Source organism: Lysobacter sp. P5_B9 (genome assembly GCF_054049835.1).
On the sequence record NZ_JBFULP010000001.1, the window covers coordinates 870,159 to 896,093 of the forward strand.

Annotated in this window: 24 protein-coding genes and 1 tRNA gene; 14 read left to right on the forward strand and 11 right to left on the reverse strand. The window is 63.3% G+C overall.

The genetic code is table 11. The annotated features are described in order from the left end of the window. Window positions 1–34 precede the first annotated feature (34 nt). The 4 genes from ACXJJ9_RS04170 (at window position 35) to ACXJJ9_RS04185 (ending at window position 5,508) form a co-directional block, all read left to right on the forward strand. Window positions 35–877: a PdaC/SigV domain-containing protein gene (locus ACXJJ9_RS04170; RefSeq protein WP_457095953.1), complete on the forward strand. Its 843-nt coding sequence runs from the start codon at window positions 35–37 to the stop codon at window positions 875–877. Between the two features lie 63 nt (window positions 878–940). Beyond that, the gene (cfa, locus tag ACXJJ9_RS04175) at window positions 941–2,056 is read left to right on the forward strand and encodes a cyclopropane fatty acyl phospholipid synthase (RefSeq protein ID WP_457096157.1); all 1,116 of its coding nucleotides are present in this window, start codon (window positions 941–943) and stop codon (window positions 2,054–2,056) included. Window positions 2,057–2,104: 48 nt separating this feature from the next. After that, the gene (locus ACXJJ9_RS04180; RefSeq protein WP_457095954.1) at window positions 2,105–3,259 is read left to right on the forward strand and encodes a glycerophosphodiester phosphodiesterase family protein; all 1,155 of its coding nucleotides are present in this window, start codon (window positions 2,105–2,107) and stop codon (window positions 3,257–3,259) included. Window positions 3,260–3,411: 152 nt separating this feature from the next. Next, window positions 3,412–5,508 (forward strand): M13 family metallopeptidase, encoded by a 2,097-nt coding sequence (locus tag ACXJJ9_RS04185; RefSeq protein ID WP_457095955.1) that lies wholly within the window; start codon window positions 3,412–3,414, stop codon window positions 5,506–5,508. 155 nt (window positions 5,509–5,663) lie between these two features. Here ACXJJ9_RS04185 and dinB read toward each other — a convergent pair whose 3' ends face one another. After that, window positions 5,664–6,782, reverse strand: a complete 1,119-nt coding sequence (gene dinB, locus ACXJJ9_RS04190) for a DNA polymerase IV (RefSeq protein ID WP_457095956.1) — start codon at window positions 6,780–6,782, stop codon at window positions 5,664–5,666. Between the two features lie 86 nt (window positions 6,783–6,868). On the opposite strand from dinB, the gene ACXJJ9_RS04195 reads away from it, so the two are divergent. From ACXJJ9_RS04195 to ACXJJ9_RS04225, 7 genes are all read left to right on the forward strand, one after another. Beyond that, the gene (locus ACXJJ9_RS04195; RefSeq protein WP_457095957.1) at window positions 6,869–7,501 is read left to right on the forward strand and encodes a CDP-alcohol phosphatidyltransferase family protein; all 633 of its coding nucleotides are present in this window, start codon (window positions 6,869–6,871) and stop codon (window positions 7,499–7,501) included. Window positions 7,502–7,565: 64 nt separating this feature from the next. After that, entirely contained in the window at window positions 7,566–8,609 is a 1,044-nt protein-coding gene (gene phaE / locus ACXJJ9_RS04200) for a class III poly(R)-hydroxyalkanoic acid synthase subunit PhaE (protein WP_457095958.1), read from the forward strand. Then, on the forward strand, window positions 8,606–9,691 hold the full coding sequence (locus ACXJJ9_RS04205) for a class III poly(R)-hydroxyalkanoic acid synthase subunit PhaC (RefSeq protein WP_457095959.1): 1,086 nt from the start codon (window positions 8,606–8,608) through the stop codon (window positions 9,689–9,691). Before phaE ends, ACXJJ9_RS04205 begins: the two co-directional genes overlap by 4 nt. Window positions 9,692–9,718: 27 nt before the next feature. Continuing rightward, complete coding sequence (locus ACXJJ9_RS04210; protein WP_457095960.1) at window positions 9,719–10,090, forward strand: DUF5329 domain-containing protein; 372 nt, start codon at window positions 9,719–9,721, stop codon at window positions 10,088–10,090. A gap of 30 nt (window positions 10,091–10,120) precedes the next feature. Then, on the forward strand, window positions 10,121–10,321 hold the full coding sequence (locus tag ACXJJ9_RS04215) for a PspC domain-containing protein (protein WP_310052162.1): 201 nt from the start codon (window positions 10,121–10,123) through the stop codon (window positions 10,319–10,321). Window positions 10,322–10,347: 26 nt separating this feature from the next. Next, window positions 10,348–10,761, forward strand: coding sequence for a hypothetical protein (locus ACXJJ9_RS04220; RefSeq protein WP_457096158.1), 414 nt, complete (start codon window positions 10,348–10,350; stop codon window positions 10,759–10,761). Further along, entirely contained in the window at window positions 10,761–11,135 is a 375-nt protein-coding gene (locus ACXJJ9_RS04225) for a hypothetical protein (RefSeq protein ID WP_457095961.1), read from the forward strand. Before ACXJJ9_RS04220 ends, ACXJJ9_RS04225 begins: the two co-directional genes overlap by 1 nt. 287 nt (window positions 11,136–11,422) lie before the next feature. Here ACXJJ9_RS04225 and ACXJJ9_RS04230 read toward each other — a convergent pair whose 3' ends face one another. From ACXJJ9_RS04230 to ACXJJ9_RS04255, 6 genes are all read right to left on the reverse strand, one after another. Beyond that, window positions 11,423–14,200: a TonB-dependent receptor domain-containing protein gene (locus ACXJJ9_RS04230; RefSeq protein WP_457095962.1), complete on the reverse strand. Its 2,778-nt coding sequence runs from the start codon at window positions 14,198–14,200 to the stop codon at window positions 11,423–11,425. 344 nt (window positions 14,201–14,544) lie between these two features. Further along, window positions 14,545–14,904: a hypothetical protein gene (locus tag ACXJJ9_RS04235; RefSeq protein ID WP_457095963.1), complete on the reverse strand. Its 360-nt coding sequence runs from the start codon at window positions 14,902–14,904 to the stop codon at window positions 14,545–14,547. Window positions 14,905–15,136: 232 nt separating this feature from the next. After that, window positions 15,137–15,841, reverse strand: coding sequence for an aquaporin (locus ACXJJ9_RS04240; RefSeq protein ID WP_457095964.1), 705 nt, complete (start codon window positions 15,839–15,841; stop codon window positions 15,137–15,139). Then, window positions 15,841–16,224 (reverse strand): arsenate reductase ArsC, encoded by a 384-nt coding sequence (locus ACXJJ9_RS04245; protein WP_457095965.1) that lies wholly within the window; start codon window positions 16,222–16,224, stop codon window positions 15,841–15,843. Before ACXJJ9_RS04245 ends, ACXJJ9_RS04240 begins: the two co-directional genes overlap by 1 nt. Beyond that, complete coding sequence (locus tag ACXJJ9_RS04250) at window positions 16,224–16,715, reverse strand: ArsI/CadI family heavy metal resistance metalloenzyme (protein ID WP_457095966.1); 492 nt, start codon at window positions 16,713–16,715, stop codon at window positions 16,224–16,226. The genes ACXJJ9_RS04245 and ACXJJ9_RS04250 overlap by 1 nt, the downstream gene beginning before the upstream one ends. Continuing rightward, entirely contained in the window at window positions 16,712–17,050 is a 339-nt protein-coding gene (locus ACXJJ9_RS04255; RefSeq protein ID WP_457095967.1) for an ArsR/SmtB family transcription factor, read from the reverse strand. The genes ACXJJ9_RS04250 and ACXJJ9_RS04255 overlap by 4 nt, the downstream gene beginning before the upstream one ends. A 51-nt stretch (window positions 17,051–17,101) precedes the next feature. On the opposite strand from ACXJJ9_RS04255, the gene ACXJJ9_RS04260 reads away from it, so the two are divergent. The 3 genes from ACXJJ9_RS04260 to ACXJJ9_RS04270 all read left to right on the forward strand — a co-directional run bounded on the left by ACXJJ9_RS04260 (window position 17,102) and on the right by ACXJJ9_RS04270 (window position 23,135). Beyond that, window positions 17,102–17,629, forward strand: coding sequence for an arsinothricin resistance N-acetyltransferase ArsN1 family B (locus tag ACXJJ9_RS04260; protein WP_457095968.1), 528 nt, complete (start codon window positions 17,102–17,104; stop codon window positions 17,627–17,629). Between the two features lie 488 nt (window positions 17,630–18,117). Continuing rightward, window positions 18,118–22,209: a tetratricopeptide repeat protein gene (locus tag ACXJJ9_RS04265; RefSeq protein WP_457095969.1), complete on the forward strand. Its 4,092-nt coding sequence runs from the start codon at window positions 18,118–18,120 to the stop codon at window positions 22,207–22,209. 242 nt (window positions 22,210–22,451) lie between these two features. Then, window positions 22,452–23,135: a hypothetical protein gene (locus tag ACXJJ9_RS04270; protein ID WP_457095970.1), complete on the forward strand. Its 684-nt coding sequence runs from the start codon at window positions 22,452–22,454 to the stop codon at window positions 23,133–23,135. Window positions 23,136–23,352: 217 nt separating this feature from the next. Here the strand turns inward: ACXJJ9_RS04270 and ACXJJ9_RS04275 are convergent. The 4 genes from ACXJJ9_RS04275 to metX form a co-directional block, all read right to left on the reverse strand. Beyond that, window positions 23,353–23,439 (reverse strand) — tRNA-Leu (locus ACXJJ9_RS04275). 53 nt (window positions 23,440–23,492) lie between these two features. After that, the gene (locus ACXJJ9_RS04280; RefSeq protein ID WP_310052248.1) at window positions 23,493–23,945 is read right to left on the reverse strand and encodes a DUF2214 family protein; all 453 of its coding nucleotides are present in this window, start codon (window positions 23,943–23,945) and stop codon (window positions 23,493–23,495) included. A gap of 94 nt (window positions 23,946–24,039) precedes the next feature. Beyond that, window positions 24,040–24,651, reverse strand: a complete 612-nt coding sequence (locus ACXJJ9_RS04285; protein WP_457095971.1) for a cysteine dioxygenase — start codon at window positions 24,649–24,651, stop codon at window positions 24,040–24,042. Window positions 24,652–24,757: 106 nt separating this feature from the next. Then, window positions 24,758–25,870: a homoserine O-acetyltransferase MetX gene (metX, locus tag ACXJJ9_RS04290; RefSeq protein ID WP_457095972.1), complete on the reverse strand. Its 1,113-nt coding sequence runs from the start codon at window positions 25,868–25,870 to the stop codon at window positions 24,758–24,760. Window positions 25,871–25,935: the final 65 nt, after the last annotated feature.

Consider the following 25,935-nt stretch of genomic DNA (forward strand, 5'->3'; position numbering starts at 1 on the left):
GCGATACTGTCGCGGGAATACAAGGACTTGCCCAATGCGCCGACCCCCACTGCGCGCTTCGTTGTTCCTGGCGTTGCTTGCGACAGCGTCGGTCCCAGGCTGCAAGCGCGAATCCCCGGAACAGCCGGCCATGCCCGCGAAGGCTCCGGCGGCTACGACAGCGCCTGCGACAGCGGTTGCGACCTCCGCCACCGACCTCAGGGACGTCACCGAGAACACCCCCGACTATGTCATCGGCATCAGCTATCCAGCGGTGGCGAGCCGGTATCCTGAGCTGGCCACGGAGCTCAAGCGCTACGCGGAGGCCGCGCGTGCGGAGCTGCTGGAAGCGGCGAAAGGGCGCGAAAAAGCCGGGAGCTCGGCACCGTACGAACTGGTGCTGCCGTTCTCCGAACTCTATGCCTCGCCGACGCTGGTGGCCGTGGGCGTCGACGGCAGCAGCTACACCGGCGGCGCCCATGGAGCGCCGCTGATCGCACGCTGGGTGTGGCTGCCGCAGCAGGGCAAGCAACTGCGGATCGGCGATCTCGTTCCGGATGCCGGTGGCCTGGAAGCCATTTCGGGTCTCGTTCGCGAGCAACTGCACACCGCGTTGTCGCAACGTGTCGACGCCGACGAGCTCCCGCCTGCCGAGCGCGTGGAAGTGCTCAAGGGCGCCAACAAGATGATCGACGACGGCACGTCACCCGACCCGGAGCACTTCAGCCAGTTCGAACCGCTGGTAGGTGCCGACGGCCGCATCCGTGGGCTGCGCTTCGTCTTTGCGCCTTACCAGGTCGGCCCCTATTCCGATGGGACGCAGACGGTGGAAGTGCCGGCGGCATCCCTTCTTCCCCATATCGCGCCCGCGTACAGGAGCCTGTTCGAAGGAGGCTGATCCCGTGCGCCCCTCTGTGAGCTGACCATCATGTCTGCGACGCAGCCAACCCATCTCGCGGCGATGCGACCGCAACCCTTCCGGCGGCGGCTGGAACGCCTGCTCGCGCCGGCCGACGTCCGCATCGATGGCGACCGCGACTGGGACCTGCGGATGCACGACCCGCGGCTGCCCACGCGGTTGCTGGCGCAGGGGTCGCTGGGGCTGGGCGAGTCGTACATGGATGGCTGGTGGGATGCGCGCTCACTGGACGGCCTGCTGTACCACCTGCTGGATGCGCGCATCGACGAGCGCGTGCGCGGGATAGCCGATGTGCTCGACGCCATCCGCGCGCAGATGCAGAACCTGCAGTCGCGCAGCCGCAGCTTCCTGATCGGCGAGCACCACTACGACCTGGGCAACGACCTCTACGCGGCGATGCTGGGCGCGCGCCTGGTGTACAGCTGCGGCTACTGGCGACAGGCGCGATCACTGGACGAGGCGCAGGAAGCCAAACTCGACCTGGTGTGCCGCAAGCTGGGCATGCAACCGGGCATGCATGTGCTGGACATCGGCTGCGGTTGGGGAGAGGCATTGAAGTTCGCCGCGCAGCGGTACGGCGTGAGCGGCGTGGGGGTCACGGTGTCGCGCGAGCAGGCCGAATTCGCACGCCGGCTGTGCGCGGGGCTTCCGATAGAGATCCGCGTGCAGGACTATCGCGAACTCGGCGATAAATTCGACCGGATCTTCTCCATCGGCATGTTCGAGCATGTCGGTGTGAAGAACTACCGCCGCTATTTCGACGTCGCGCGCGCCTGCCTGGCGGACGACGGCTTGTTCCTGCTGCACAGCATCGGCAACAACGTCTCGCAGCACCGCACCGACCCGTGGATCGGGCGCTATATCTTCCCGAACTCCATGCTTCCTTCGGCGGCGCAGATCGCGCAGGCCGTCGAGGACCTGTTCGTGATCGAGGACTGGCACGGCTTCGGTCCCGACTACGACCGCACCCTGCAGGCCTGGCGCGACAATGTCGAAGCCGCCTGGGAAAGCCTTCCGGCGTATGACGAGAGATTCCGCCGGATGTGGCGTTACTACCTTGCCGGTTCGATGGCGAGCTTCCGCGCCCGGCGGATCCAGTTGTGGCAACTGGTGTTGTCGCCGCACGGCGTGCGCGGTGGTTACGACGCACCGCGCTAGCAATCTGGTTCATCATCGGCCCCACGTCAGTTCATTCCGCCGGCAGCCGTGAAGGACCCCAATGCCGTGAGCCCGACCGAGCGCGCGAACAACCAGGGCCTGATCGTCATCGGCCACCGCGGCGCCTGCGGTTACAGGCCGGAGCACACACTGGAGTCGTACCGGCTCGCGATCCGCCAGGGCGCCGACTTCATCGAGCCCGATCTCGTCGCGACCCGGGACGGTGTGCTGGTGGCCCGCCATGAGAACGATATTTCCGCCACCACCGATGTCGCGAGCCGCCCCGAGTTCGCCGATCGCCGCGTCACCAAGACCGTGGATGGAACCACGAAGACCGGCTGGTTCACGGAAGATTTCACCCTGGCCGAACTCAGGATCCTGCGTGCGAGGGAACGCATTCCCGACCTGCGACCGGCGAACGCCCGCTTCGACGGCATGTACGAGATCCCGACCTTCGCTGAAGTCATCCGCCTGGCGAAGTCGGAGAGCCGCGACGGCCGTGTGGTCGGCGTGTATCCGGAAACCAAGCACCCGACTTACTTCGCCAGCGAGGGTCGCCATCTCGATGGCAGCCCGATCGGGATCCAGCTGGGGCGCAAACTGGTGGAGACGCTGGTTGCCGAGGGTTTCACGGATCCGCGCCGCGTCTACATCCAGAGTTTCGAGGTCGCCAACCTGATCGAGTTGAAGCAGTCGATCATGCCGGCGGCGAGCGTGGATTTTCCGCTGGTGCAGTTGTTCGGCGACATCCATTCGAGCGCACCCTACGACTTCCGCTGGAACGTCGCGCAACGTGCCGACCTCGCTGCGATCTATGGCGGACTGTCGGCTGCGGTCGGCGGCATCGACGCCACGACGCGATATGAGGCGCTGGCCACCGAGGCCGCCCTGCACTGGCTGAAGGCGAACTACGCCAGTGGCCTCGGGCCTTCGAAACGGGACCTGCTGTCGCACGCTGCCCGCGACTCCGATCCGATACCCGCGATGCTGGCCCACGCGCTGAAGGCAGGATTGGTCGTGCATCCCTACACGCTGCGCGCCGAGGAACATCCCCTGGTCCGGACGCCGCCGGGCCTCGAGCCGCCGGTCATCGCCGAGGCCCTGCACCTGCTTGGCCTGGGCGTGCAGGGCTTCTTCATCGACCAGCCCGATCTCGGCGTGGCGGCTCGTGACCTGTTCCTCGGCGTCACGAAACGCCCCTGAGCCGCAGCGCCGCATGGATACCGCGGCTCCGGGCATCTAGTCCGAACGTCACATGCACCCGCCGTCGCGCTGCTGCTAGGGTCGGTGCCGACCGCCGGCTGTGACCGGGCCTTCCAGATCCAGGCGGCACCAGACCTTCCACGGAGACTTCCATGTCCGTTCCCTCGATCAAACCACTGGCCGCCGGCTGCATCCTCGGCGTACTTGCACTCGCCGGTTGCAACGCCGACAAGCAGGCAGCACCGCAGGCCCAGGCATCCGCGACCGCACCCGAATTCAAGCTGGACGAAAGCAAGCTGCCGCAGGTGCCCGGGTTCATGGCGAGCGACCTGGATCCGGGCAAAGGTGCCTGCACCGACCTCGACGCCTACGTCAACGGCAAGTGGAAGGCGGCCAATCCCATCCCGGCCGACCGCACCGATTGGGGCCTGTACGAAGCGATTAGCGAACGCTCGCTCGCGGTACAGCACCAGCTCGCGGAGCATGCAGCGTCCGACAAGGGCACGGGCGTGGAAAAGATCGTTGGCGACATCTGGGCCACCGGCATGGATACCGCCAAGCTCAACGCGCAGGGCATCAAGCCGCTGCAGTCGCGCCTGGAAGCGATCAATGCGCTGAGCGACGGCGCCTCGATTGCCGAGTTCCTGCGCCAATCGTTTGCCAAGGGGGAGGGGTTCGTCTTCGATTTCGGGCCCAGCCCCGATTTCAAGGATTCCAACGTCAACATCGCCTACGTCACCCAGGATGGCCTCGGCCTGCCGGACCGTGGCTACTACTTCGACGCCGACAAGAAGGAGGCGCGTGACGCCTACCAGGCGCACATCGCCAAGCTGCTGGAAATGTCCGGCATCCCGGCCGCCGATGCGGCCGCGCAGGCGAAGGATGTGCTGGCGTTCGAGACGCGCCTGGCCAAGGTGTCGAAGTCGAGCGAGCAGCTCTCGCGCGACACCGAGCTCTACTACCACCCGGTATCGGTGGCCGATGCCGACAAGGTCTCTCCGGATTTCCCATGGAGCAAGTTCTTTGCCGCGCAGGGACTGGAAGCGCCGAAGATGTTCTCGCTGGCCATGCCCGAGTTCCAGCAGGAATTCGCCCGCATGCTCGGCGACGTGCCGGCGGCGACGTGGAAGAGCTACCTGCGCTTCCACACCGTCGACGACGCCGCGCCGTACCTCAGCGACGCTTACGCGCAGCAGTACTTCGAATTCCACAACAAGGCGCTCAACGGCCAGAAGGAGATCAAGGACCGCTGGAAGCGGGTGCTCGGCACCATCAACCGCGAGACCGGCGAGGCGATGGGCCAGCTGTACGTCAAGGCGACATTCCCGGCCGAATCCAAGGCGAAGGTGCTGGAGATGGTCCAGAACATGCGCGGGGTGCTGAAGACGCGCCTGGAGAAACTCGAGTGGATGGGCGACGCGACGCGGCAGAAGGCGGTCGCCAAGTGGGAGACCTTCACGCCGAAAATCGGTTATCCCGACAAGTGGCGCGACTGGGCCGGCCTGCAGACCAGCCGCGACAGCTACATCGGCAACGTGCTGGCCGCGAACGAATTCAACTACCGATGGAACCTCGGCAAGATCGGCAAGCCGGTCGACCGCACCGAGTGGGGCATGAGTCCGCAGACGGTGAATGCGTACTACAACCCGCAGCTCAACGAAGTGGTGTTCCCGGCAGCGATCCTGCAGCCGCCGCTGTTCGATCCGAAATCGGATGACGCGCTGAATTACGGCAACACCGGCGCGACCATCGGCCACGAACTGATGCACGGTTACGACGACCAGGGCAGCCGCTTTGGGCCGAGCGGCAACTTCGAGAACTGGTGGACGCCGGCCGACGCCAAGGGCTTCGCCGCGCGCAGCGAGAAGCTGGTGCAGCAGTTCAACGGTTACGAGGCGTTGCCGGGCATGAAGGTCAACGGCCGCCTGACCCTGGGCGAGAACATCGCCGACCTCGGCGGCATCGAGGTGGCGTACGACGCGATGAAGAAGGCGGTGGGCAGCACGCCCGACCCGATGGTCGAGGGCATGAGCCGCGACCAGCGCTTCTTCGCCAGTTACGCGCTGAGCTGGCGCAGCACGATGACGCCCGAGTCGCTGAAGGTGCTGGTGGCCGCCAATGAGCACGCACCGGCGAATTTCCGTGCCATCGCGCCGCCGTCGAACATGCCGCAGTACGCCGCGGCGTTCCAGTGCAAGCAGGGCGATCCGATGGTGCGCAGCGACGACAAGCGGGTCGTGATCTGGTGACCTGCATTCCTTCTCCCCGCTTCGCGGGGAGAAGGTGCCCGAAGGGCGGATGAGGGGCGGCTTTTTCGCCCCAACTACTTCCCCTCACCCTGCGTTGCTACGCAACGCTGTCCCTCTCCCCGCAAGCGGGGCGAGGGACAAGGCGGCGAGGGATATCAACCGAACAGATCGTCCTGCGCTGCCGCAACATCCGGATCGACGAACCCGGACAATCCCACGCCCACCAGGCGATAACGCGTGCGGCTCGGCAGTTCCACGCGCGCGCGCAACTCGCAGGCGATGTCGGCGACCTGCCGCAACGACTCGGGACGCGACAGCGGCGTCAGGCTGCGCGTCAGCGTGCGGAAGTCGGCGGTCTTCAACTTCAAGACCACCGTGCGCGCCAGGCGCCCATGTTCGGACTCGCGCTCGCGTTCATAGCCGGCCCACGCCTTTTCCGCCAACCGCCGGATATGCGGCTCCAGCTCTTCCAGCAGCAGATCGGTCTCGAACGTGTCCTCGGCCGAGATCTGCATCGTCGGGCGTTCGCTCTGCACCGGATGGTCGTCGATGCCCAGCGAGAGCTCGTGCAGGCGCTGGCCCCAACGGCCAAAACGCTGTTCCAGTTCCTCCAGGCGCAACGCCCGCAGGTCGCCGACCGTGGTGATGCCGAATTGCGCGAGCTTGCCCTCCATCACCTTGCCCACCCCGGGCAGGCGGCCGACCGGCAGGGGTTCGAGGAAGGCGAGCACCTGGTGCGGCCGGACCACGAACAGGCCATCGGGCTTGCGCCAATCGCTGGCGATCTTGGCGAGGAACTTGTTCGGGGCCACGCCGGCGGATGCCGTCAGTTGCGTCTCCTCGCGGATCGCGGCGCGGATCGCTTCGGCCGTCTCAGTCGCGGTCGGCAAGCCGGTCTTGGTGGCGGTGACGTCGAGATAGGCCTCGTCCAGCGACAGCGGTTCGATCAGGTCGGTGTGGCGCGCGAAGATCTCGCGCACCTGTCGCGACACTGCCTTGTAACGGGTGAAATCGGGCGGCACGAAGACCGCTTGCGGACACAGCCGCTCGGCCCGCACCGCCGGCATCGCCGAGCGCACGCCGAACTTTCGCGCTTCGTAGCTGGCCGCACACACCACCGAGCGTGCCCCGCGCCAGGCCACGACCACGGGCTTGCCCCGCAGGCTCGGATCGTCGCGCTGCTCGACGGAGGCATAGAACGCATCCATGTCCACGTGCACGATTTTCCGCGGAGCGGCGGTCGGAGGCGGCGTGGTGGCAGGCGGGGAAGGCACTCGGAAAGTGTAGCGGCTCGCCCGGTTTTCCCGGCCGGGCGACAGCCGAGCTTGCCGTGGGCCCCTGCGCTTGGCAGCATCGCGGGATGAACAAGCCATCCCCGAACCGGCGCCACTTCTCCATGATCCGCGGCTTCCACCTGGCGGACTGGTTCACGCTGGCCAATGCCTTCTGCGGCACGGGCGCGATCTTCGCGGCGATGCGGTTCCTGCAGGACGGCGTGGTGAGCGACCTGCTGGTCGGCATGGCGTTGATTCCCGCGGCCTTCATCTTCGACGCGCTCGACGGACGCGTGGCGCGCTGGCGGCAGTCCTCCTCGACGCTGGGGCGCGAGCTGGACTCGCTCGCGGACGTGATCTCCTTCGGCGTCGCCCCGGCCGCGCTGGCCTACGCCTGCGGCCTGCAGGGCGGCTGGGACTGGGCGGTGCTGAGCTATTTCGTCGGTTGCGGCGTGAGCCGCCTGGCGCGCTACAACGTCACGGCGGAACAGTTGTCGGGCGGCGGCGACAAGGTGAAGTACTTCGAGGGAACCCCCATTCCGACCAGCCTGGTGCTGGTCATCGTGCTCGCGGCCGCCGCGTGGCAGGGGGCGATCGGCGAGAACGTATGGCTGGGCATGCTGCAGCTGGGCCCGTGGCAGTTCCATCCGCTGGTGCTGATGTTCGCGCTGTCCGGCTCGCTGATGATCAGCAAGACCCTGCACATCCCCAAGCCGTAAGCGGCCGCAGCACAGCTGCAACAGGCCTGGCGTTATCATCCGTCGCCTTGACGGAGGAATGCGGATGGCCAGCGGATTCGATGAGTTTGAACGGCTCGCGCGCCAGTACTGGGGCGCGTGGGGTGATGCGATGCGGACGAATGCCGCGCCGAGCCAGCCCACGATGCCGAACTGGAATGACGCCCTGGGCTGGTGGTCGCAGTTGGCGAAGGGCGCCGCGGTGAACCCGGCCAGCGGCGCGGACGACGCGATCAACCGTTTCAATTCCCAGGCGCAGCAGTGGATGGGCCAGATGCAGCAGCTGGCCGCGCAGTTCGCCGGACGCAATGCGCAGCCGGCGGATATCGCCACCGCCTGGCAGCGCATGCTCGGCGCGAACGGCGCCAATGCCTTCGCCGACATGTTCAAGGGCATGTCCGGACCGGGGCAGCATGGCGTCGAGCAGTGGATGGAGCAGATGGGGCCGATGCTGCAATCGATGCAGCGCGACGGCCGCAGCTGGCTGGGAATGCCGGCGTTCGGCTTCGCCCGCGAACACCAGGAACGCTGGCAGGCGCTGGCGCAGGCCCAGCTCGACTACCAGGAAAAGAGCAACGCCTATAACGCACTGATGGCCGAAGCCACCCAGCTGGCGTTCCGCCGTTTCGAGGACAAGCTCGCCGAACGCAGCGAGCCGGGCCGCCAACTCGCCTCAGCGCGTGCGCTGTTCGACCTGTGGATCGACGCCGCCGAGGACGCCTACGCGGAGATCGCGCTGTCACCACGTTTCCGCGAGACCTACGGCGACTACGTCAATTCGCAGATGAAGGTCCGGGCCGCCCTGCAGCGTGAGGTCGAGCAGTACTGCGACCAGGTCGGCATACCGTCCCGCACCGAGATGGATGCCGCCCACCGCAAGATCATTCAGCTCGAACGCGAACTGCGCCGGCTGCGCGACGCGATGCAGGACCATGCTCCCGCCCCGGATGCTGCCGCACCCGGAACGGCCAAGGCCGGCGCGGCAAAGGCAACGAAGGCCAAGCCCGCCCAGAGCTCGTCGAACAAGAGCTCGTCGAACAAAACCCCATCGAACAAGACCCCGTCGAAGACGAAGGGAACACGCGCATGAACGGCTTCGATCTCCACGGCCCCTTCGGCTTCACGCCCGAAACCCTGGCGCAGGAAGCGTTGCAGATGCAGGCCAAGCTGCGTGCCGGCCTGGACACGCTGCATGACGTCGACGAAGTGAATTACGGCGCCACTGCGCGCGAGGAAGTGTGGCGCGACGGCAAGGTCGTGCTGTACCGCTTCAAGGGCGACCGCGCGCCGACAGCCAGTGTGCCGCTGCTGATCAGCTACGCGTTGGTGAACCGTCCCTACATGGTCGACCTGCAGAGCGACAAATCCATCGTGCGCGGCCTGCTCGAGCGTGGCGAGGATGTGTACGTGATCGACTGGGGCTATCCGGACCGTTCGGACCGCTATCTGGACCTCGAGGATTACATCCAGCGCTTCCTCGGCGGTGCGGTGGACCACCTGCGCCGCGAGTACCGCATGGACTCGATCAACCTGCTGGGCATCTGCCAGGGCGGCGCGTTTTCGTTGTGCTACGCCGCGCTGAATCCGAAGAAAGTGCGCAACCTCATCACCATGGTCACGCCGGTGGACTTCCACGGCGACGACAACATGCTGTCGAACTGGGTGCGTTGCCTCGATGTCGATGCCTTCGTCGACACGCTCGGCAACGTCCCGGCCGACCTGATGAACTGGACTTACCTCACGCTCAAGCCATGGCGCCTGTTCGTGCAGAAGTACGTCGGCATGGTCGACATCCTCGACAACAAGCAGGCGCTGGAAGATTTCCTGCGCATGGAAAAGTGGATCTTCGATTCACCCGATCAGGCGGGCGAGGCGTTCCGCCAGTTCGTCACCCAGTTCTACCAGCGCAATGGTTTCGTCAATGGCGGGATCGAGATCGGCGGCCGCGCCGTGGACCTGGGCTACGTCGACATGCCGGTGCTCAACATCTTTGCCGAGCAGGACCATCTGGTGCCGCCCGGTGCCTCCCGGGCGTTGAAAGGGCTTGTTGGCAGCGACGACTACAGCGAGCTCTCCTTCAAGGGTGGGCACATCGGCATCTACGTCTCGAGCCGTGCGCAGCGCGAAGTGCCGTCGGCCATCCACGACTGGCTGGCGCAGCGCCAGGGTTGACCGACCATGCGTGCACAGGTTGTGGGCATGAACCGATTCCTGCTGCTGGGCCTGCTCTGGGCGCTGCCGTCGATGGCCGCTCCGCCGCAGCCAGCGGCGCGCGAAATCGAACAGCTGATCGCCGGTCTCGGCGCGTCGGGGTGCGACTTCCAGCGCAACGGAAGCTGGTACCCGCCAAAAAAGGCGGAGGAACACCTGCGCCGCAAATACGAATGGCTGCGAGAGCGGAACATGGTGGCCACGGCCGAGGAGTTCATCGAACGCGCCGGCACGCAGAGCAGCATGAGCGGCCGCGCCTACAGCGTGCGTTGCCCGGGCAAGCCAGTCGTGAATTCGGCGGCCTGGCTGCGCGCGCGGCTGCTGGAAATGCGCAAGGCAAACCCAAGCCCGGCACGCTAGACTCGCCTTAACCTCCTGGGAGCGGCTCCCATGAATGTTACGAGATCGCTTTCCCGCTCCCGCCACGACCGCATATTGGCCGGCGTGATGGGGGGCATTGCGCAGCGCTTCGGTTGGAATTCGACGCTGGTCCGCGTCATCTACGTCGTCCTGTCGATTGCGTCCGCGGCATTCCCCGGCATCCTCGTCTACCTGATCCTGTGGCTGCTGATTCCGGAAGAGGGCAGTTGAATCCAGTCCTGCGTCGCCTGGCGATCATGCTTGGCCTGGTGTGGGCCCTGCCCAACACCGTATTGGGCCTGATCGCGGGGATCGTGGGATTGGCTTTTGGCGCACACGCGCACTGGCGTCCCCGTGACCTCGCCCTGGTGTTCCATCGCTGGCCGTGGGGGCCGGGCGGGGCCCTGACGCTGGGCAATGTGATCCTCCATACCGGCGACACGCTGGATTCGACCTGCGTGACGTACGCGCATCGCGCGGGGCATGGCGACGAGGCACCGATCGCGCTTGCCGACCATGAGCGTGCCCATGTCTACCAGTACATGGCGCTGGGGTTGATGTTCCTGCCGCTGTACCTCGTGTGCGGCGGCATCAGCGTGCGTAATCCGTTCGAGCGCGCGGCGGATCGCTACGCACAGACGGGCCGCGGCTGGTGGCCCTGGAGCCGTTAGTGGCAGTGACGATCGACAATTCCCCCTATGCGCCGCCGGCATCGCGGCCGGCGGACGGCGGCATCGCCCGTACAACGAAGGGCACGCTGCGCGTGGGGTTCGGGTTGGGCTGGGCGACGATCGCGTTCACGTTCCTGTGGGTGGCGGTCGCCCTTCCGATGATGGCCAGCTTTGCCTCTGGCAGGAACAGTCTCATCGAAGGCCTGATGTTCCTGGCATTGCTGATCGTGCCAACGCTGGCGCTGCTGGGCTACTTCGCGCGCCGCCGGGAATGGATGGGGATGCTCGGCGCACTGCTCGCCTGGGCCAGCGCGGTTGCCCTGGTACTGCTGCTGCTCGCGGTCCTGCGCATGGGCTCGGGCTTTGCTGACTGAATGCGGGGCGGTGCGAAAAAGCGCGACTTGCAGGGGCTTTTTTGTGTGCTGCCTAAGCTTGTCTTGATCCTGCAATAACAGGCGCTGCAGTACCCTAACACCGTCGGAGAATAAGTAACGAGCCTGAAAACTCGCTGCAACAACTCCGGCAACGGAAGGCTCAGCCACTAGAGGGTTTCAATCCTCGAAGACTGGGCCTTCTCTATGTGCAGCATCGCCGCGTTCTGGACCTCAAGACGGAAGTTCCAGGGATACGGATAACGGCGCGCAGGATTACACCGTCGGAGTTAGAAACGCTGCCGCCAGTTCGCGTACCAGAATCGCCCCGGTATGTCGTAGGCCGGATCGTAGGAGTTGTAGACGTTGTAGGACACCGGCGGATCGCGGTCGAAGGCGTTGTTGACGCCAAGGCTCAACTCCATGCCGTGGACCGGTTGCCAGCGCAACTGCAGGTCGGCGTAGGTGCGCGGATCGATGATGTGCTCGGGGAATCCGCCGAAGACGGGGCTCGCGAAGTCGGGACGATCGCACAAGTCGAGCCGGTCGGCCCCCGCGGGCAGCTCGCAGCTTTCATCGAGGGCCGAGTAGTAGCGCAATCGCAGCGTGGCGCCCAGTGAATTCCGGTTCCAGTCCAGCGACAGCACCGAGCGCAGGCGCCAGTCCGGATCCTGGAAGAAGTAGTTGCCCACCGTACTCACGGCGGGGGCGCCGCGGGGAATCTCCTTGTCGTAGCGGCTCAGGTAGACGCTGCTCCAGGCGAGCTGGAAGTCGCCCCAGCTGCTGCTCCAGCGATAGTCCACGGAGAAATCGTAGCCTTCGATCCAGTAGGTTCCGTAGTTGAACAGGCGCGAATCGATGTCGGTCAGCACGCCGGTGGCCGGATCGCGCTGCAATTGCAGGCACGCGCTTTCGATGCCCTGCGCGTAGCACAGCCTGGGCAGATCGAAGTAGGGGATGTCGTCGATAGTGTTGCTCAGCTCGATCCACCACCAGTCCAACGTCAGGTCCAGACCGCTCAGCGCGGCGGGACTCCACACCACGCCGATGCCGCGATTGCGCGCCTGTTCCGGCTGCAGGCCCGGATTGGAGCCGAAGCGCGTCTGCGGCCCGATCTGCGGATCGAAGCCTTCCAGCGGCACGCCCGCGGCGTGGCAGCGTTCCGCGAGTTCACCGCTGATCTCGCCGAAGCACGGATCGATGAATTGCACCTCGAACCCGGTCTGCCGGAACGATCCGCTGACGGCGAACAGCTCGCTCGTGGAAGGTGCCCGGTAGCCCTGCGACCATGTCGCGCGCAACAGCCAGTCCGGATGCGGTCGCCAGGCCACGCCCAGTTTGTAGTTGGTGGTGCTGCCGAACGTGGAATAGTCCGACAGGCGCGCCGACAGGTTGACGTCGAGGCTGCGCGCCCAGGGCTTCCCTGCCAGCAGCGGCAGGTCGAGTTCGAAGTAGGCCTCGTTGACGCGGATCTCGCCGTCGACCGGCTCCGGCACGTTGCCGCCGAAGTCGAGGGCATCGTTGCTCAGCAATGGATCGGGCTCGACGCTGCCACCTTCGCGCCGGGACTCCAGGCCCACCGCCAATGCCAGTGGGCCGGCAGGAAGGTCAGTTACTTTCCCGGTGATATTGAGGCTGAGGTCGGTCAGGCTACGTTCTTCTTCGACATTCCCCTTTGCGGCGATGTAATCGAGCATGGCATCGGTGAAACCGGTGCTCCCGTGCAGGAAGTCCAGCGGCACGCAGTCCGCGATGGGAGTGGCCAGGCTGCCGCAGCGGGGCTGGCCTGCGCTGTCGAGGAACGACGGGCCGACGCCCAGCCCGAGCCGATTCAGATCGTAGCCGCCGCTGATCGAGAAATCCTTGTCGGTGTGCGCGTCGATGAAGTTCACATTCCACGCGAAATCGCGCGATCCGATCCGCAAGCTCCCGTCCATGTCCAGCGACACATAGCGTGTCTGCACGTCCTCCTTGAAACGGCGCGGCTGGTTCAACGGCCGGAAGGAGAAGAAGGTCACCGGCTGCCCGAACGGGTTGTAGAGATTGTCCGGCGAGATGTCGTACTGATTCGCTTCGCCGCCGCCACCGAACTGGAAGATCGGCGTGGGCGCCTGCTGCTGGCGCGAGATCCGCCGCTGCAGCAGCACGGTTCCGTGCAAGGCCACGCTGTCGGAAACATCGTAATGCCCCTGCGCGAACAGCGCCGTGCGTTCGTAGGGAGTGCGCAGGTAGTTCTCGGGCGCGAAGTTGTAGGCATCGCTGTGGAGGTCGAACGGGCGGTGGGCGGACAATTGCGCATCCCAGGTCAGTTGCCCTTCTTCGCCGTCGGGGAGCAGGTTGCCACCCGGACCGAAACCGATGCGGCCGTCCGGCGTATTGATCGAAGCACCGGAGAAGGCATCGTTCGGCGGCAGACCGTAGGTCGGTACGGCGGAGATCGCTCGGTCGCCGGCCCAGATCGGCTTCTGGTCGGCGTAGGACAGGTTCACGGACAGTCCGCCGCGCGCGCCTTCGCGGCCCCAGGTGATGTCGGCGGTGCGGCGCTCGCCGTCGCCATGCTCGCTGCTGGCGTAATACGCGCTGGCCTCGATTCCTTCGTAGCTGTTCCGCGTGATGATGTTGACGACGCCAGCGATGGCATCGGAGCCGTAAATCGCTGACGCGCCATCGGTCAACACTTCGATCCGGTCCACGATCGGCAACGGAATGCTGCCCAGGTCCACCGCGCCGTCGAGCGAGGTGACATAACGGTGGCCGTTGAGCAGCACCAGCGTGCGGTTGGCACCCAGATTGCGCAGGTCGACCCGTGTTTCGCCGTTGGCTGATGTCGGGTCGGCGTTGTAGTCGCTGTTCAAGTCGGACACGTGCTGCGGCAGTTGCTGCAGGATCTCGCCGACATTGCTCAGGCCGGTGCGTAGCAGGTCGGCGCGATCGAGCACCAGCAGCGGCTGCGAAGTTTCGAACTCGACCCGGCGGATGTGGCTGCCGGTCACCTCGACGGTGCCCAGGGTCACCGGTTCATCGTGGGAGGCAGCCTGCGCGAACGCTGCGCCGATCGGCAGGGTCAAGGCCAGCGCACCGACCAAGCGGAGACGCTGCCTCGCCATGATCCGGCGGTGCGTGTCGGGTTTCACCTGTATGCGAACGTGCAGTTGGGCTGGGCTCGGCCAGCAGCACATCTTCGTGCAACAAAAACCCGCGTTTTGGCGGGTTTTGTCGGCCCAGCCCGCCGTAGGTCCAGTGGCTGTTCCAGGAAGGGCGGCTCGCGGCCACCCAGACGTCCTGTCGTTCGCAAACCACGAACGATTTGTTCGCATTTTTATCGACCCAGAAAATCAATCGTCAACTAGCGTTGATCCGGCAATGGAGCGATTGCTTAAGAGCTTGCGAACTGATGGGACTCCGAATGATTTCACTGGCCACCCTCATACGAAACCATCTCGGTTTTGGCAAGAAGCCCGCAAAGTGGAGCATCGCTTCCTCTGCAGATGGCATCTTGCTGAGCGACGTAACACGCCAGGCCATTGTGCGTGTCGAAGAAGGAATAACCGAGCAGCTTGCTGGCGCCGTTGAAGTCTCCTGGCAATTTGTGCGGGATCTGGATGGCTTGACAAGGAAGCTGGAGCCAGGAGATTTGCAATTGTTGCTTGAAGTCATTGGCCGCTTGGCTGATGGGCTTGTTTTTCCCCAGGTCGTCAGCGAACGTCCTCTTGCCGGCGATTGGTATGTATGCGATTTCCCCCGGCGGTGGGAGCTTGTTTTCAGGCGACACGGAAATTCAATCCAGATAGCCCGAGCCGGACAGCTGTTTGGGAAATCTGGTCAATCCGAGTTGTACATCCACACCGTTGTGTGCTGAACACAGCGCCTTTCTGGTGTCAGTCATGTAGAGCCCCAAGGTGCTGCGCCAAAGCCGGTGTTTGCAAAACAAAGGGCTAGGCCGCGAAGCCTAACCCTTCGTTTTTTACCGGTGCCGGAAGTGGGCACCGCACACTCATCTTTAGTTACTGATTTTCCAGAATGGTCGGCGCATCGCCGGGGTTCTGTACCCCCGAATCATTGCGGGCAAGAATCGCTGCGATGCCTAGCGCCAATCCCATGCCGGCGAATTGCGAGGCCATGAAGGCGGGCACGTCGGTGGGGCGGATGCCCGCAAAGGATTGCGTCAGGGAGCGCGCCAGGGTAACTGCCGGGTTCGCGAATGACGTGCTCCCCGTGAACCAGTACGCGGCGAAGATATAGGCGCCGACAAGGGCAGGCACGGCTGCCGGTCGGTGGGCGATGCCCAGGAGGATGGTCAGCAGCAACCCGAAGGTCGCGACACCTTCGCTCAACCACTGTCCTGCACCTTCGCGTACGTGCGTGCCCGGTTGCAGCAACGCCTGGTCGAACATTGCGTGCGCCAGTGCAACGCCGATGATGGCCGCGATGAACTGCACGACGACGTAGGCCATCGCAGTGCGGGTGTCGATCGCGCCGCGAATGCGCATGGCCAGCGTCACGGCTGGATTGAAGTGCGCGCCAGACGTTGGCCCGAAGACCACGATCAGGACGTAAAGGATCGCGGCAGTCGCGCCTGCATTCGCGAGCAGGGCAATCCCGTCGTTTCCCTGCGCCAGGCGAACCCCCATGATCCCCGAGCCAACGACCGTTGCGAGCAATAGCAGGGTGCCAAGGGCCTCGGCGAGCAGTGCACGCGACAACCGCATCACAGCACCGCCAGCAGCGCACGCACGCGCGCCGCAATGTCATCGCGAACGGCGCGATACCCGTCGTCGTCCATGTGCTTGGGGTCGGCCAACGCCCAATCCTCGCGCCGCTTCGCCGGCACCCACGGGCATTCGTCGCCGCAGCCCATCGTCACGACCGCATCGAAATCGCCCTGGACTTCGTCGAGGGATTTCGAACGATGCGCGGTCAGGTCGTAGCCCAGCTCCGCCATGAAGCGGACGGCTTTGGGATTCACCACACCCGACGGCCGCGAGCCGGCGCTTTCGGCTTCCACGCCGGCGCCGCCCAGCATCCGGGCGAACGCTTCCGCCATCTGGCTGCGGTTCGAGTTCTCGACGCAAACAAACAGGACGCGCTTCATCAGCAGCACCCGGATTCAGGCGAGCAGCACGACGTGCCCATGGTGGCGGCCTTCGGCTTCATGGCGGCGACATCGGGTGTGCAGGCCGCGCCATCGGTCGCACAGGCGGCTTCGGCCGCGTAATAGGTCGTGGCGTGGCCGAAGGTGTGGAACGTCTCCCAGCGGGTTCCCTGCGGGTCCTCGGTCCACAGCTTGTCCGATTGCGCGTAGCAGCACACCGCCGCGTCTTCGGGTACGACGGTGCCGCCGGCGGAGTCGAGACGCTTGCCGAGTGCGGCCAGCTCGTCGCTGGAGTCGACCTGCAATCCCAGATGATCGATGCCCGGTGCGCGGCCGGTGTTCGAGATGGCGAAATTGATGCGCGGGTCTTCGATCATCCATTTCGCGTAATCGCCCTTGCGGACCGTCGGCGGCGCAGCGAACAACTCGGTGTAGAAGCGGACGCTCGCGTCGAGGTCGGCGACATTGAGGTGGAGGTGGAAGCGATTCACTTTGACATTCCTTTCTTGCGCGGCTTGCAGGCGGAGGGCGTCGGGTCGCATGCGCCGGAACCGGCGCAGCAGTTTTCGGTGAGGTAGGCGATGAGGGAGTCCATGCGCTCGTAGTTCGCGCGGACGCGAATGACGCGGCCTTCGCGCTGGTCGAGTACCAGGTCGGCCGCGCGCAGCACGTTCAGATGTGCGGAAAGCGTGGCGGGCGGAAGGTCCAGGTGGTCACGCAGCTCGCCGACGGGCAAACCGTCGGGACCGGCCTCGACAAGGTGACGGAAGGCGCGCAGCCGGGACTCGTGGCCCAGCGCGGCGAGGCAGGCGAGGGAGGATGACATTTCCATAATTCCAATATTATGGAAATAATATCGGACGTCAACCCTCCGCGCTTGCCGGCAGTCCTGCCGAACCGGGAACATCACCCCATGAACATCCGACCTGCCGGACCCGACGACGCCGCCGCGATTGCGGCGATCTACAACCATTACGTCGCAACCACCTGCATCACCTTCGAGACTGATCCAGTGTCGGTTGCCGACATGAGAGAACGCATCACCGAAACGCTGATGGCGAACCTCCCCTGGCTTGTTGCGGAGGCAGGCGGCGAAGTGTCGGGGTATGCGTACGGTTCCAAGTGGAAGGGCCGATGCGCGTACCGCTATTCCGTCGAGTCGACCGTCTACCTGGACGTATCGAAAGCCGGGCAGGGCATCGGCAAGGTGTTGTATGCCGCGTTGATCGAAGCACTACGCGCGCAGTCATTGCACGCCGTCATCGGCGGCATCGCGCTGCCGAACGAAGCCAGCATCGCGCTGCATGAACGACTGGGGTTTGAAAAGGTCGCGCATTTCAAGCAGGTCGGCTTCAAGCAGGACCGCTGGATCGACGTGGGGTATTGGCAGTTGCTGCTCGTCTAGGCGCCTGCCGCGCTTGCTACAACGCTGGCCATGTCGAGCATTGAATGTCGACCTGACGATGTTGGATTTCGAACGGGTGGGCTGGCTGCGCTGTAAGTCAGAAAAATCAGACTTTTCCTATTACTGAGCTGTGTACTACCGCCGGCGGCGAAGAGGTGCTGCTGTCGCGGCCTGCGTTGGCTGATTGCTTTCAGAAATTGGCCGGCGAGCTGGACGATGTTGTTCGCGGAGCTTGGTGGCCGGGTGAGTGAGGTTCTGAGAAGCGCTTTGCCGGAAGCGGACACTCATCAACAAGTCCTTGCCCTCGCCCAATTTGCCCCAGGATCGGGCTTGGGCCGGTCGTCCGTACGCGACCAGACTCCTCAGTTGCTGGAAGTTTCGTGGAGGCGCAGGCCAACTGGGCAGTCCCGGTCCGTATTCCTCTGGCCTCTTGCGTCTAAGGCGGTGCGGTAGGCTAGGACCTTAATGGCTAGCTAGCACTAGGCGAAATGAAAGACCAGGACGTACTCACATCCGGCGCAGACGGATTGATCCCACAGGCGGACGCTGCGCGTCAAGCCATAGACTCCCTTCGAGGCTACGCATACCAGGTCACAGCGGCCGCGCTAGCCTGGCTTGATGTCGAAGCGACATCGAAGATCTACCTTGAAGTTGCAGAGGACTATGCTGTCGTCGCTAAGGACGCCATAAGCGCCGTCCAGGTCAAAGATACGCAAGCATCGGGAAAAGTAACGCTAAACACGGATAGCGTACGCGAAGCGATACTAAATTTCGTCAAGCTGACGGCCTCGAATGCTGGGGTCGACGTGCACCTAAGGTACTTCACGACCTCGGACATCGGGACGGAGAAGACACTACAGGACCGTCCCGGGGGTAGTCCGGGGCTCGTCTACTGGCGACGCGCAGCGAAAGGGGCGGACGTAAAGCCACTTCGCGAAATACTGGATAGCGACAAGTTTGCGAAGGCGGTACGTGAATTCGTCAGATCCAGAGGCGATGACGAGCTCCGTCGCGACCTGTTTCGCAAGATCCATTGGGAATGTGGGAAGCCGGACCTGGCTTCTCTACGCAAAGAGTTCCGAGACCGCCTAGTCGTTGTTGGCCGCGATACCTTTGGGATTCCTGCGCCGGATGCGTTGCAGATTTCAAACCTGCTCCTTCATCACGTCCTAGAAAAGAGCATTGGTGACTCGCCTGCCGACCGGGTTCTCACCCGCGCGGACCTTATTGCCTTCATAGACAGCGCATCTCGAGTGTCCGTCCCGATAGCCGTTATGGACGTGTTTGCCAAAGCGTCGTCAGGGCTGTTGGCTCAGATGCTTGGCGGTTCCGCCGCCGGGCTACCTGTTGCTCTCGGTCTCCCCTCTTGGCTTGTCGACGGATCCGACCTTCCTGCAAGCAAACGGGCAGTGCCGAGGCCGGAGATTGAAAAGGGCATTGAAGATCGATTGCGCACCTTTGGTGCCTGTTTCGTCGCCGGTGCGAGCGGGGTTGGGAAATCGTCGGTATCGCGGGCAGTAGCCGAAAGAGTTGGCGAGAACTATTTCGTTGTCGATTTCCGAGGTGCTAGCACGGAGGAAACGCGTAGTCGTCTGGATGCGTTCCTGTCGCGGCTGGGCGGCATACATGCACCGGTCGTCATCCTCGAAGATCTGAACCAGTTCAATGACCCCAATCTCGCAGCCTTGTCGGCGCGTCTGTTCGAAGCATTGAACCGGCGCGATATCGCAGTGATTGTTACGTCCTATGCCGCGCCTACACCCAAGGCGCTTTCGAACGTTGGTCAGAATCCTGGATGCTCTATTGATTGTCCCTACTTCTCTGAAGAAGAGTCGGCGAGATTGGTGGAGCTGCATGGCGGTGACGCAAGTTTCTGGGGAAAGCTCGCCCACGTGAGTGGCGCGTTCGGACATCCGCAACTGGTGCATGCGTTCATTGCCGGCATGGCCGCACGCGGCTGGCCTCGCTCGGAGATTCCAGCCATCGTCAGTGCTGGTCTATCCACCGGAGACATAGCGGCCGAGCGGGAGGCCGCGCGCCGCTCACTCATATCGGTGCTCCCAGAGGGCGCCAGGAATTTGCTCTACCGACTGAGCTTAACGATAGGGACCTTCAATCGCGGTGCCGCACTTAGCATCGCCACCGCGCCGCCGCCGATTGTCCAAGCTGGAGAAGCCTTGGACTCCTTGATCGGGCCGTGGATCGAAACGATGGGACGTGACAGCTATCGTATCTCGCCATTGGCTGATAAATCTGGACAGGAGATGTTGATCCCAGATGAACAGCAGGCGATCCACGGGAAGATCGCATCGCAGCTCATGTCTGGGCGGACAGTCGATGCCGGCGATATCGACAAGATCATCCTGCACGCAATGCTCGGAAAGAACGAAGAGGTGCTGGTTTCGCTTACCTCGAAGCTCCTGACCTCGGGCGATAAGGTGATCAATTTCCTGGCAGAGAGCCTCGCGCTGTTGAGGGTGTTCGATACAGAAAAGCTTATCTACCCGGACAATGTTTACATATCATCGATGCTGCGTTTGGTGCAGTTCAAGGTGCTTGCCGCGGGACAAGATAAAGGCAGCATTGCAAAATGTGTTCGCGCCCTTCTGAAAGAATCAGAACAGCTAAAGCGCGGGGAATCTCGCGATATGTTCCAGATGCTGAGTCTCGGGAAAATCCTCGGGACGATGGGGATAGCCAACTATCTCGACAACTGGGTCGAGCTCCTTTTGAGGTTCCATGCCATTGCGACCGGTAATGAGTTCTCGAGGAGGTTGCTCGCGAACTTGGAGGCGAAGCCTGGAATGGGTAGCAGCACTGTTGGGGTGCTTTTCGCCATCGGTGGGTCAAATCTGGCTAGCGTTGCAAAGCTCGAGCATGTGTTTGCACAGTTAGATGAAATCGGGCCTGAGCAGCGAGCAATGCTCTTGCGACCGATCGAAGAGCACACTTCCGACTTTTCCGTACTGATCAACAGCCCCTGGGTGGCCGAGCAGGATAATGGGCTGAACGCGCTTGATGCCGCCGAGCGCTATCGGCGCATGGCGGCGCAAACCTCCAGTTGGGGATTTCGGTCCCTAACAATCCAGTGCTGGATTGCGCGTGCCGTGATGTTGGATGAGTACGCCAGTGACTTCGAGGGGGCATTGAAGGTACTTGACGACGCTGTGATCGAGAACGGCGAAGACGTGCTCATCTCCAGGGCGCGCGCGAAGGTCTACTGGAGGGCGGGAAATCATGAGCGCGCGCTCACCATACTTCGAGGAATTGCGGACGAGGTAGGTAAGAACAATAATGTTGAGCGAGCGTTCGCGTTGCGTGAAGCCGCGATAAGCGCAGCAATCTGCAATGATTGGGGGCAGGCTGAGGAATGGTTCCTTGAGGCCAAGATCTCCGCATCAAAGGCAAAGCTGCCAGACATGAAAGCGATGTCCGTTGGCCTTGGTGCGGACGCAGCCGTAGCAGCTTTCAAGACTGGAAAGGTCGAGCGGTGTCTGAGGGGCTTGGCCGAAGGGCTGATTGCACTTGGCCGAATCAGGCCGGAATCCGCGCTCAGATGCGCCCACTGCCACCATCTCTTACGCCATACGGTGCTTTGGCTGCAGTCAACAATGGCAGGCAGGGTGGTGGTGCTTGGCGGCGAGACAATCTCGATGCGGCCAGGTATTTGCAGCAATCCGGAACCAGTAAAGGAGATAGCGGATCGACCACTGGGGTCGATCGATATCGCTTGGTACATGCTTGCAGAGGCCGAGCTGATGAGTCGAAAGGCTGTCGGGATTCTGGACGGTCTCTACGATCGACTCAGCGATGGACCAATTCCGATGTTGGAGATCAGTCTTCGCTCGAAGCGGCTCGAGATTGATATTGAGGACATGAACCCGGACGGCTTCGTGCGCCATCTGCTTGGCCATATCGAAGGGATAGCGTATCTCTCAGATCATGTAGAGGAGTTCAGGCGGGATTTCGATGTTCTTAATCCGGAACGAAAAGCTATCCCGGCAATAGCATTGAGCGATGTTTCCTCGAAGCATGACCATCTCGCTAACGATGCCGTCTTCGCCTATGCCATTTCTTGCGCATGCAGGCAGGCGCCGGACGCTCTATTGGAGCTATTTGCAGCGCTCGATTCGTGCTTCGGTCCAGGCGTTATTGGAGGGGACATTTTCTCGCGTGCAAGATCGGGCAGCGATAGGTTGCCTCCGGCATCGTTTGAAGATGTCCTCATCGATAATGCTATGGCGTTTCGGAACGATGTTCCTGCAACTCCGAGAGACTACTTATTGGCGGGCGTACGCTTCCTGCAACAGGCCCAGAGATCGAGCTTCAGGGCAAGCCTCGTACCAATTATTTCCGCATGGCAGCGAAGCGCATGGTCTAGGATCGTTGAGTCAGAAGCGTTCCGGTTAAGTCGCCCCCAGCGGACCGTTCCAGTGATTAAGCATGCACTCTCCTTAACTACGAACGATGAGAGCTTTCTTTGCGCGCTCATTCTTGCAGCGGCTGATGCTACTGATGTTGCGCTGCCGCGAGAGGTGCGCGCAGGCTTCGAGAGGTTGGCGAGTCGAGAGGATGCCTGAAGCGGATGAGTGGTGTCCTCTAATGACCGAGCGCAGAGATGAGGATGGCATCGCGCATCACGCTAGCGTCGGCTTCCGGCCTAAAAGTAGACACTCGGGAGTGGCTCGTTTTGGCTGGGCTGCTACGGATGCCATTCTGGTGAATGAGAGGAATACATAACTGCGCGTATTAGGCCTAGTGGGTCGCCGATGATTTCGGTGATCTCTCGATGAGCAGGTTCGGATACAGCCAAAATGGGGAAATGATTGTGACTCTGCCTTCCCAGAAGTTGCGAGATCGTGCCAGCGCCGCGCTTCAGCTGGTCCGTGAGACGAAGCCAGTCCTAGGCGATTTGAAGATCAAGATTGACGAGCGGTCAGCTACGGCTTGCCCGCTTGTCATAGCGGCGATGGATGCTGCCGAGGCGATCTATACACTGTTGAGCACGCATCCTGAGGAATACTGGGTAGCTGCGTTGATCATGCAGCGTACCCAGATGGAGTACGTCTTGCGCTCGGCATTCTTCGCCAAAGCTGCTAGTCATAAGGAACTGATGAATTTCCGTAAGAGGGGGAGGATGCCCAATCGCGGGAAGCGACCTATCTACATTGCAGAAGTGGCCGCGGAAGCCAGCCACCACCTTGGCTGGGATAAGGACAAGTTGCTCAAGACGGTCAAGAGTCACCAAAGGGAGCTATCTGGCGTAGTGCATGGCGGAAAGGAGGTTCTGGCCATCTACACAATGCACGACACGTGGGGGGACATCACGATCGAGTGGGATGAGTTGATCCATCACGTGGATAACATCATGGTATTCGTACAGCTTTCCTTAGGCGTAGCAATGGTTCTCTCGCCATTGGATGCAGAAGCGATGGACAAGGCTGTGCGACCAATTTATGAAAAGGCGCATGCGTATTTTGGAAATAAGGCACCGATAGAGGCCTAGCTACCTCAATGCCAGGGGGCAAGTTGTTGCTGGGGCACAAGTTGCTTGCCCCCAAATCGGGCACAAGACCGATGCGTACGCCGTTTGCCCCAGTATTGCCCCTTCCGTGGTCTGGATTCTAGCGGACGGTTCTGGACGCTACGGCAACAAAAAACCCCGCTTTCGCGGGGTCTTTGTGGACTCTTCGGATTTCACGCGACTTCTTGAAATCCTGTGTTGGTGCCGGAAGTGGGACTCGAACCCACACGCTTTTAAGGGCGGCGGATTTTGAGTCCGCTGCGTCTACCGATTCCGCCATTCCGGCGCGGTCGCGCAGTATAGCCGAGGGCGGCTGGGCCCGGAACTCGGCGGCCGGATTCAGAAACCGCCGTAGCGCGCCATCATCGCGGCGAAAACCAGGATCGCGGCGACCAGGGCCAGTTCGAAGCGGACGATCCGCGCCATCGAGGCGACTTCAGGGGCCGCCGGCACGAATTGCGGATTCGCGTGCAGGGCCTTGCGCCAGCGGGCGAAGCGGATCGTAGGCAGGATCGAAAGCAGGCCCGCCAGCACGAAGCAACCCAGCTTGGCGTGGAACCACGGGTTGTGCAGATAAAAGTCAGCGCCCTTGATGCCATAGAAGACGCGCAGCAGGCCCACGGCCAGCAGGAGGCCGGCGACCATGCCGTAGCCGGCGTCTAGGCGCGCGAGGCGTTGCAGCGCGGGGGCGTCGACGGTTCCGCGCAGCAGGGCGGATTCGCTCACCAGCATGGCGATCAGCGCGAAGAACAGCAGGTGGTGCAGCGAGGCGAGCAGCAGGTCGGTAAGCATCCGTGTCCCCGGTATGCCGGGGTACCCGGCGCAGTTGTTGGCAATCGGTTGCGGGCTGATAAAACGATGCCGGGCAAGCCCGGCATCACGACAATCAGCTGGTCGCGTCGGTGCACATGGTCTTGTCGAACCGGACGAACCACTCGCCCTCGCGCGGCACGAACATCGAGCAGCACTCCATCGGCGCCTTGTAGATATGCAGCGAGATGGCGACGTTGCTGTCGCTGGCGTTGCGGATGGTGTGGTATTCGTGCGGCGGGATCAGGCTGCCGGCGCTGCCGGGGCCGGCGTGCATGCCGCCGGCGGCGCGGAAATGGAAGCGGTCGCCATCGCGCTCGAGCAGTTCGTACTGGACGATCTCCAGTTCGCCGTCCCAGACGCCTTCGACGCACCACAGTCCGGAATGGTCGTGGACCGGCGTGCCCTGGCCCGGACCCCAGGTCATGGCGACGACGCTGTAGCCATGTTGCGGGCTGCGATACAGCTCGCGGCGCGCGTAGTGGTCTTCGATCGGGTCGTGCACGCAGGCGGGCAGTTCGACGTCACGGTCGCGGATCATGCGGCACAGCACGTTGCGCAGCGCGGCGGTGACGGCGTGCGCGTCGCCAGCGGTGACGGCGGCATCGATGGCAGCGACCAGCTTGTCGTGGCCCCGGAAGTCGAAGTCGGGCAGCGGGTCGGGCTGATGAGCTTGCGTTATGTCCATATAACCCATTCTAGCGGTCCAGCCGCTTGCGGGCGTGGGCCTACGTCCAGATTCTGCCGTGCGGTTTCGTCTGGAGGGCCCTGCCGCTGGGCTGGCGGCCTACCGTTCAAAGCCCGGCAAGAAAGCCGCCGACCGCCGGGCCGAAGCGGTCGATGTCGACCAGGAAGGCATCATGGCCCTGCGGCGATTCCAGCGGCAGGAAGTCCGCGTCGGCGCCGCCCGCACGCAGGCCGTCGGCGATTTCCTGCTGCTGCTGCAGCGGAAACAGGATGTCGGTGTGCACGCCGATCGCGAGCGCCTTCTCCACGCGGATCTTCGCCAGTCCGGCCATGGCGTCGCCGCCGGCGTATTCGCCGAGGTCGAACCAGTCCATCGAGCGGCTGAGATAGAGGTAGCAGTTGGGGTCGTACCGGCGCACGAAGCGGCGGGCATGGCCTTCGAGGTAGCTCTCCACCTGGAACTCGAGGCCGAACGGCTCTTCGTCGGGCCGATCGGATTCCAGGCGCACGCGGCCGAAGCGGCCGTCCCATTCCAGGGCGGAACGGTAGGTGATGACACCGAGCTTGCGCGCCATGCGCATGCCGGATTCCGGGTAACGTGCATCGGTGTAGTTGCCGTGATTCCACTCCGGGTCGAGACGGATGGCCTCGCGCTGGAGCGAGCGGATCGCGATCGAGAACGGCAGTGCGCGCGCCGCACCGGAGATGTTGATGTGCGTGCGCGCGATACCCGGGTGCAGCAGCAGCAGCGCAAGTGCGGTCATTCCCCCCATCGAATTGCCGACGACGCAGGCCAGGCGCCCGATCCCGAGCGCGCGCACCACGTGCGCCGCGGCATTGGCGCCGTCTTCGACCGCAAGGTCGGGGAAATCGAGGCGGTAAATATCGCCAGTGGCCGGATCGATCGACGCCGGGCCGGTGGATCCCTTGCAGCTGCCCAGTGAATTCACGCAGATCACGAACCAGCGATCGCTGTCGATCGGTTTGCCCGGTCCCACCATCGGCTCCCACCAGCCGGCTTCCGGGTTCGCTTCGTTCGCCGCCGCATGCGCGTCGGGCGAAAGGCCGGTGACGATCAGGATCGCGTTGTCGCGCGCCGCATTGAGTTCGCCCCAGGTTTCGAAGGCGACGCGGGCATTGCGCAATTCGCCGCCGCGTTTCATTGCGAAGGGCGAGGGCAGGTCGAAGTAGCGGGTGCCTACGGGAATGAATTCGGTCATGGGGCCGAAGTTTAACAACGGCCGCCACGATTCCCGCACGGCAGGCGCAATGCTGGCGCGCGTGG

Bases quoted from the DNA above. Each gene is read 5' to 3' on its own strand.
- ACXJJ9_RS04170 (WP_457095953.1), top strand. From the start codon at position 35: ATGCGCCGACCCCCACTGCGCGCTTCGTTGTTCCTGGCGTTGCTTGCG.
- cfa (WP_457096157.1), top strand. From the start codon at position 941: ATGCGACCGCAACCCTTCCGGCGGCGGCTGGAACGCCTGCTCGCGCCG.
- ACXJJ9_RS04185 (WP_457095955.1), top strand. From the start codon at position 3,412: ATGTCCGTTCCCTCGATCAAACCACTGGCCGCCGGCTGCATCCTCGGC.
- ACXJJ9_RS04195 (WP_457095957.1), top strand. From the start codon at position 6,869: ATGAACAAGCCATCCCCGAACCGGCGCCACTTCTCCATGATCCGCGGC.
- phaE (WP_457095958.1), top strand. From the start codon at position 7,566: ATGGCCAGCGGATTCGATGAGTTTGAACGGCTCGCGCGCCAGTACTGG.
- ACXJJ9_RS04205 (WP_457095959.1), top strand. From the start codon at position 8,606: ATGAACGGCTTCGATCTCCACGGCCCCTTCGGCTTCACGCCCGAAACC.
- ACXJJ9_RS04210 (WP_457095960.1), top strand. From the start codon at position 9,719: ATGAACCGATTCCTGCTGCTGGGCCTGCTCTGGGCGCTGCCGTCGATG.
- ACXJJ9_RS04215 (WP_310052162.1), top strand. From the start codon at position 10,121: ATGAATGTTACGAGATCGCTTTCCCGCTCCCGCCACGACCGCATATTG.
- ACXJJ9_RS04220 (WP_457096158.1), top strand. From the start codon at position 10,348: ATGCTTGGCCTGGTGTGGGCCCTGCCCAACACCGTATTGGGCCTGATC.
- ACXJJ9_RS04240 (WP_457095964.1), bottom strand. From the start codon at position 15,841: ATGCGGTTGTCGCGTGCACTGCTCGCCGAGGCCCTTGGCACCCTGCTA.
- ACXJJ9_RS04245 (WP_457095965.1), bottom strand. From the start codon at position 16,224: ATGAAGCGCGTCCTGTTTGTTTGCGTCGAGAACTCGAACCGCAGCCAG.
- ACXJJ9_RS04255 (WP_457095967.1), bottom strand. From the start codon at position 17,050: ATGTCATCCTCCCTCGCCTGCCTCGCCGCGCTGGGCCACGAGTCCCGG.
- ACXJJ9_RS04265 (WP_457095969.1), top strand. From the start codon at position 18,118: ATGAAAGACCAGGACGTACTCACATCCGGCGCAGACGGATTGATCCCA.
- ACXJJ9_RS04270 (WP_457095970.1), top strand. From the start codon at position 22,452: ATGATTGTGACTCTGCCTTCCCAGAAGTTGCGAGATCGTGCCAGCGCC.
- ACXJJ9_RS04280 (WP_310052248.1), bottom strand. From the start codon at position 23,945: ATGCTTACCGACCTGCTGCTCGCCTCGCTGCACCACCTGCTGTTCTTC.
- ACXJJ9_RS04285 (WP_457095971.1), bottom strand. From the start codon at position 24,651: ATGGACATAACGCAAGCTCATCAGCCCGACCCGCTGCCCGACTTCGAC.
- metX (WP_457095972.1), bottom strand. From the start codon at position 25,870: ATGACCGAATTCATTCCCGTAGGCACCCGCTACTTCGACCTGCCCTCG.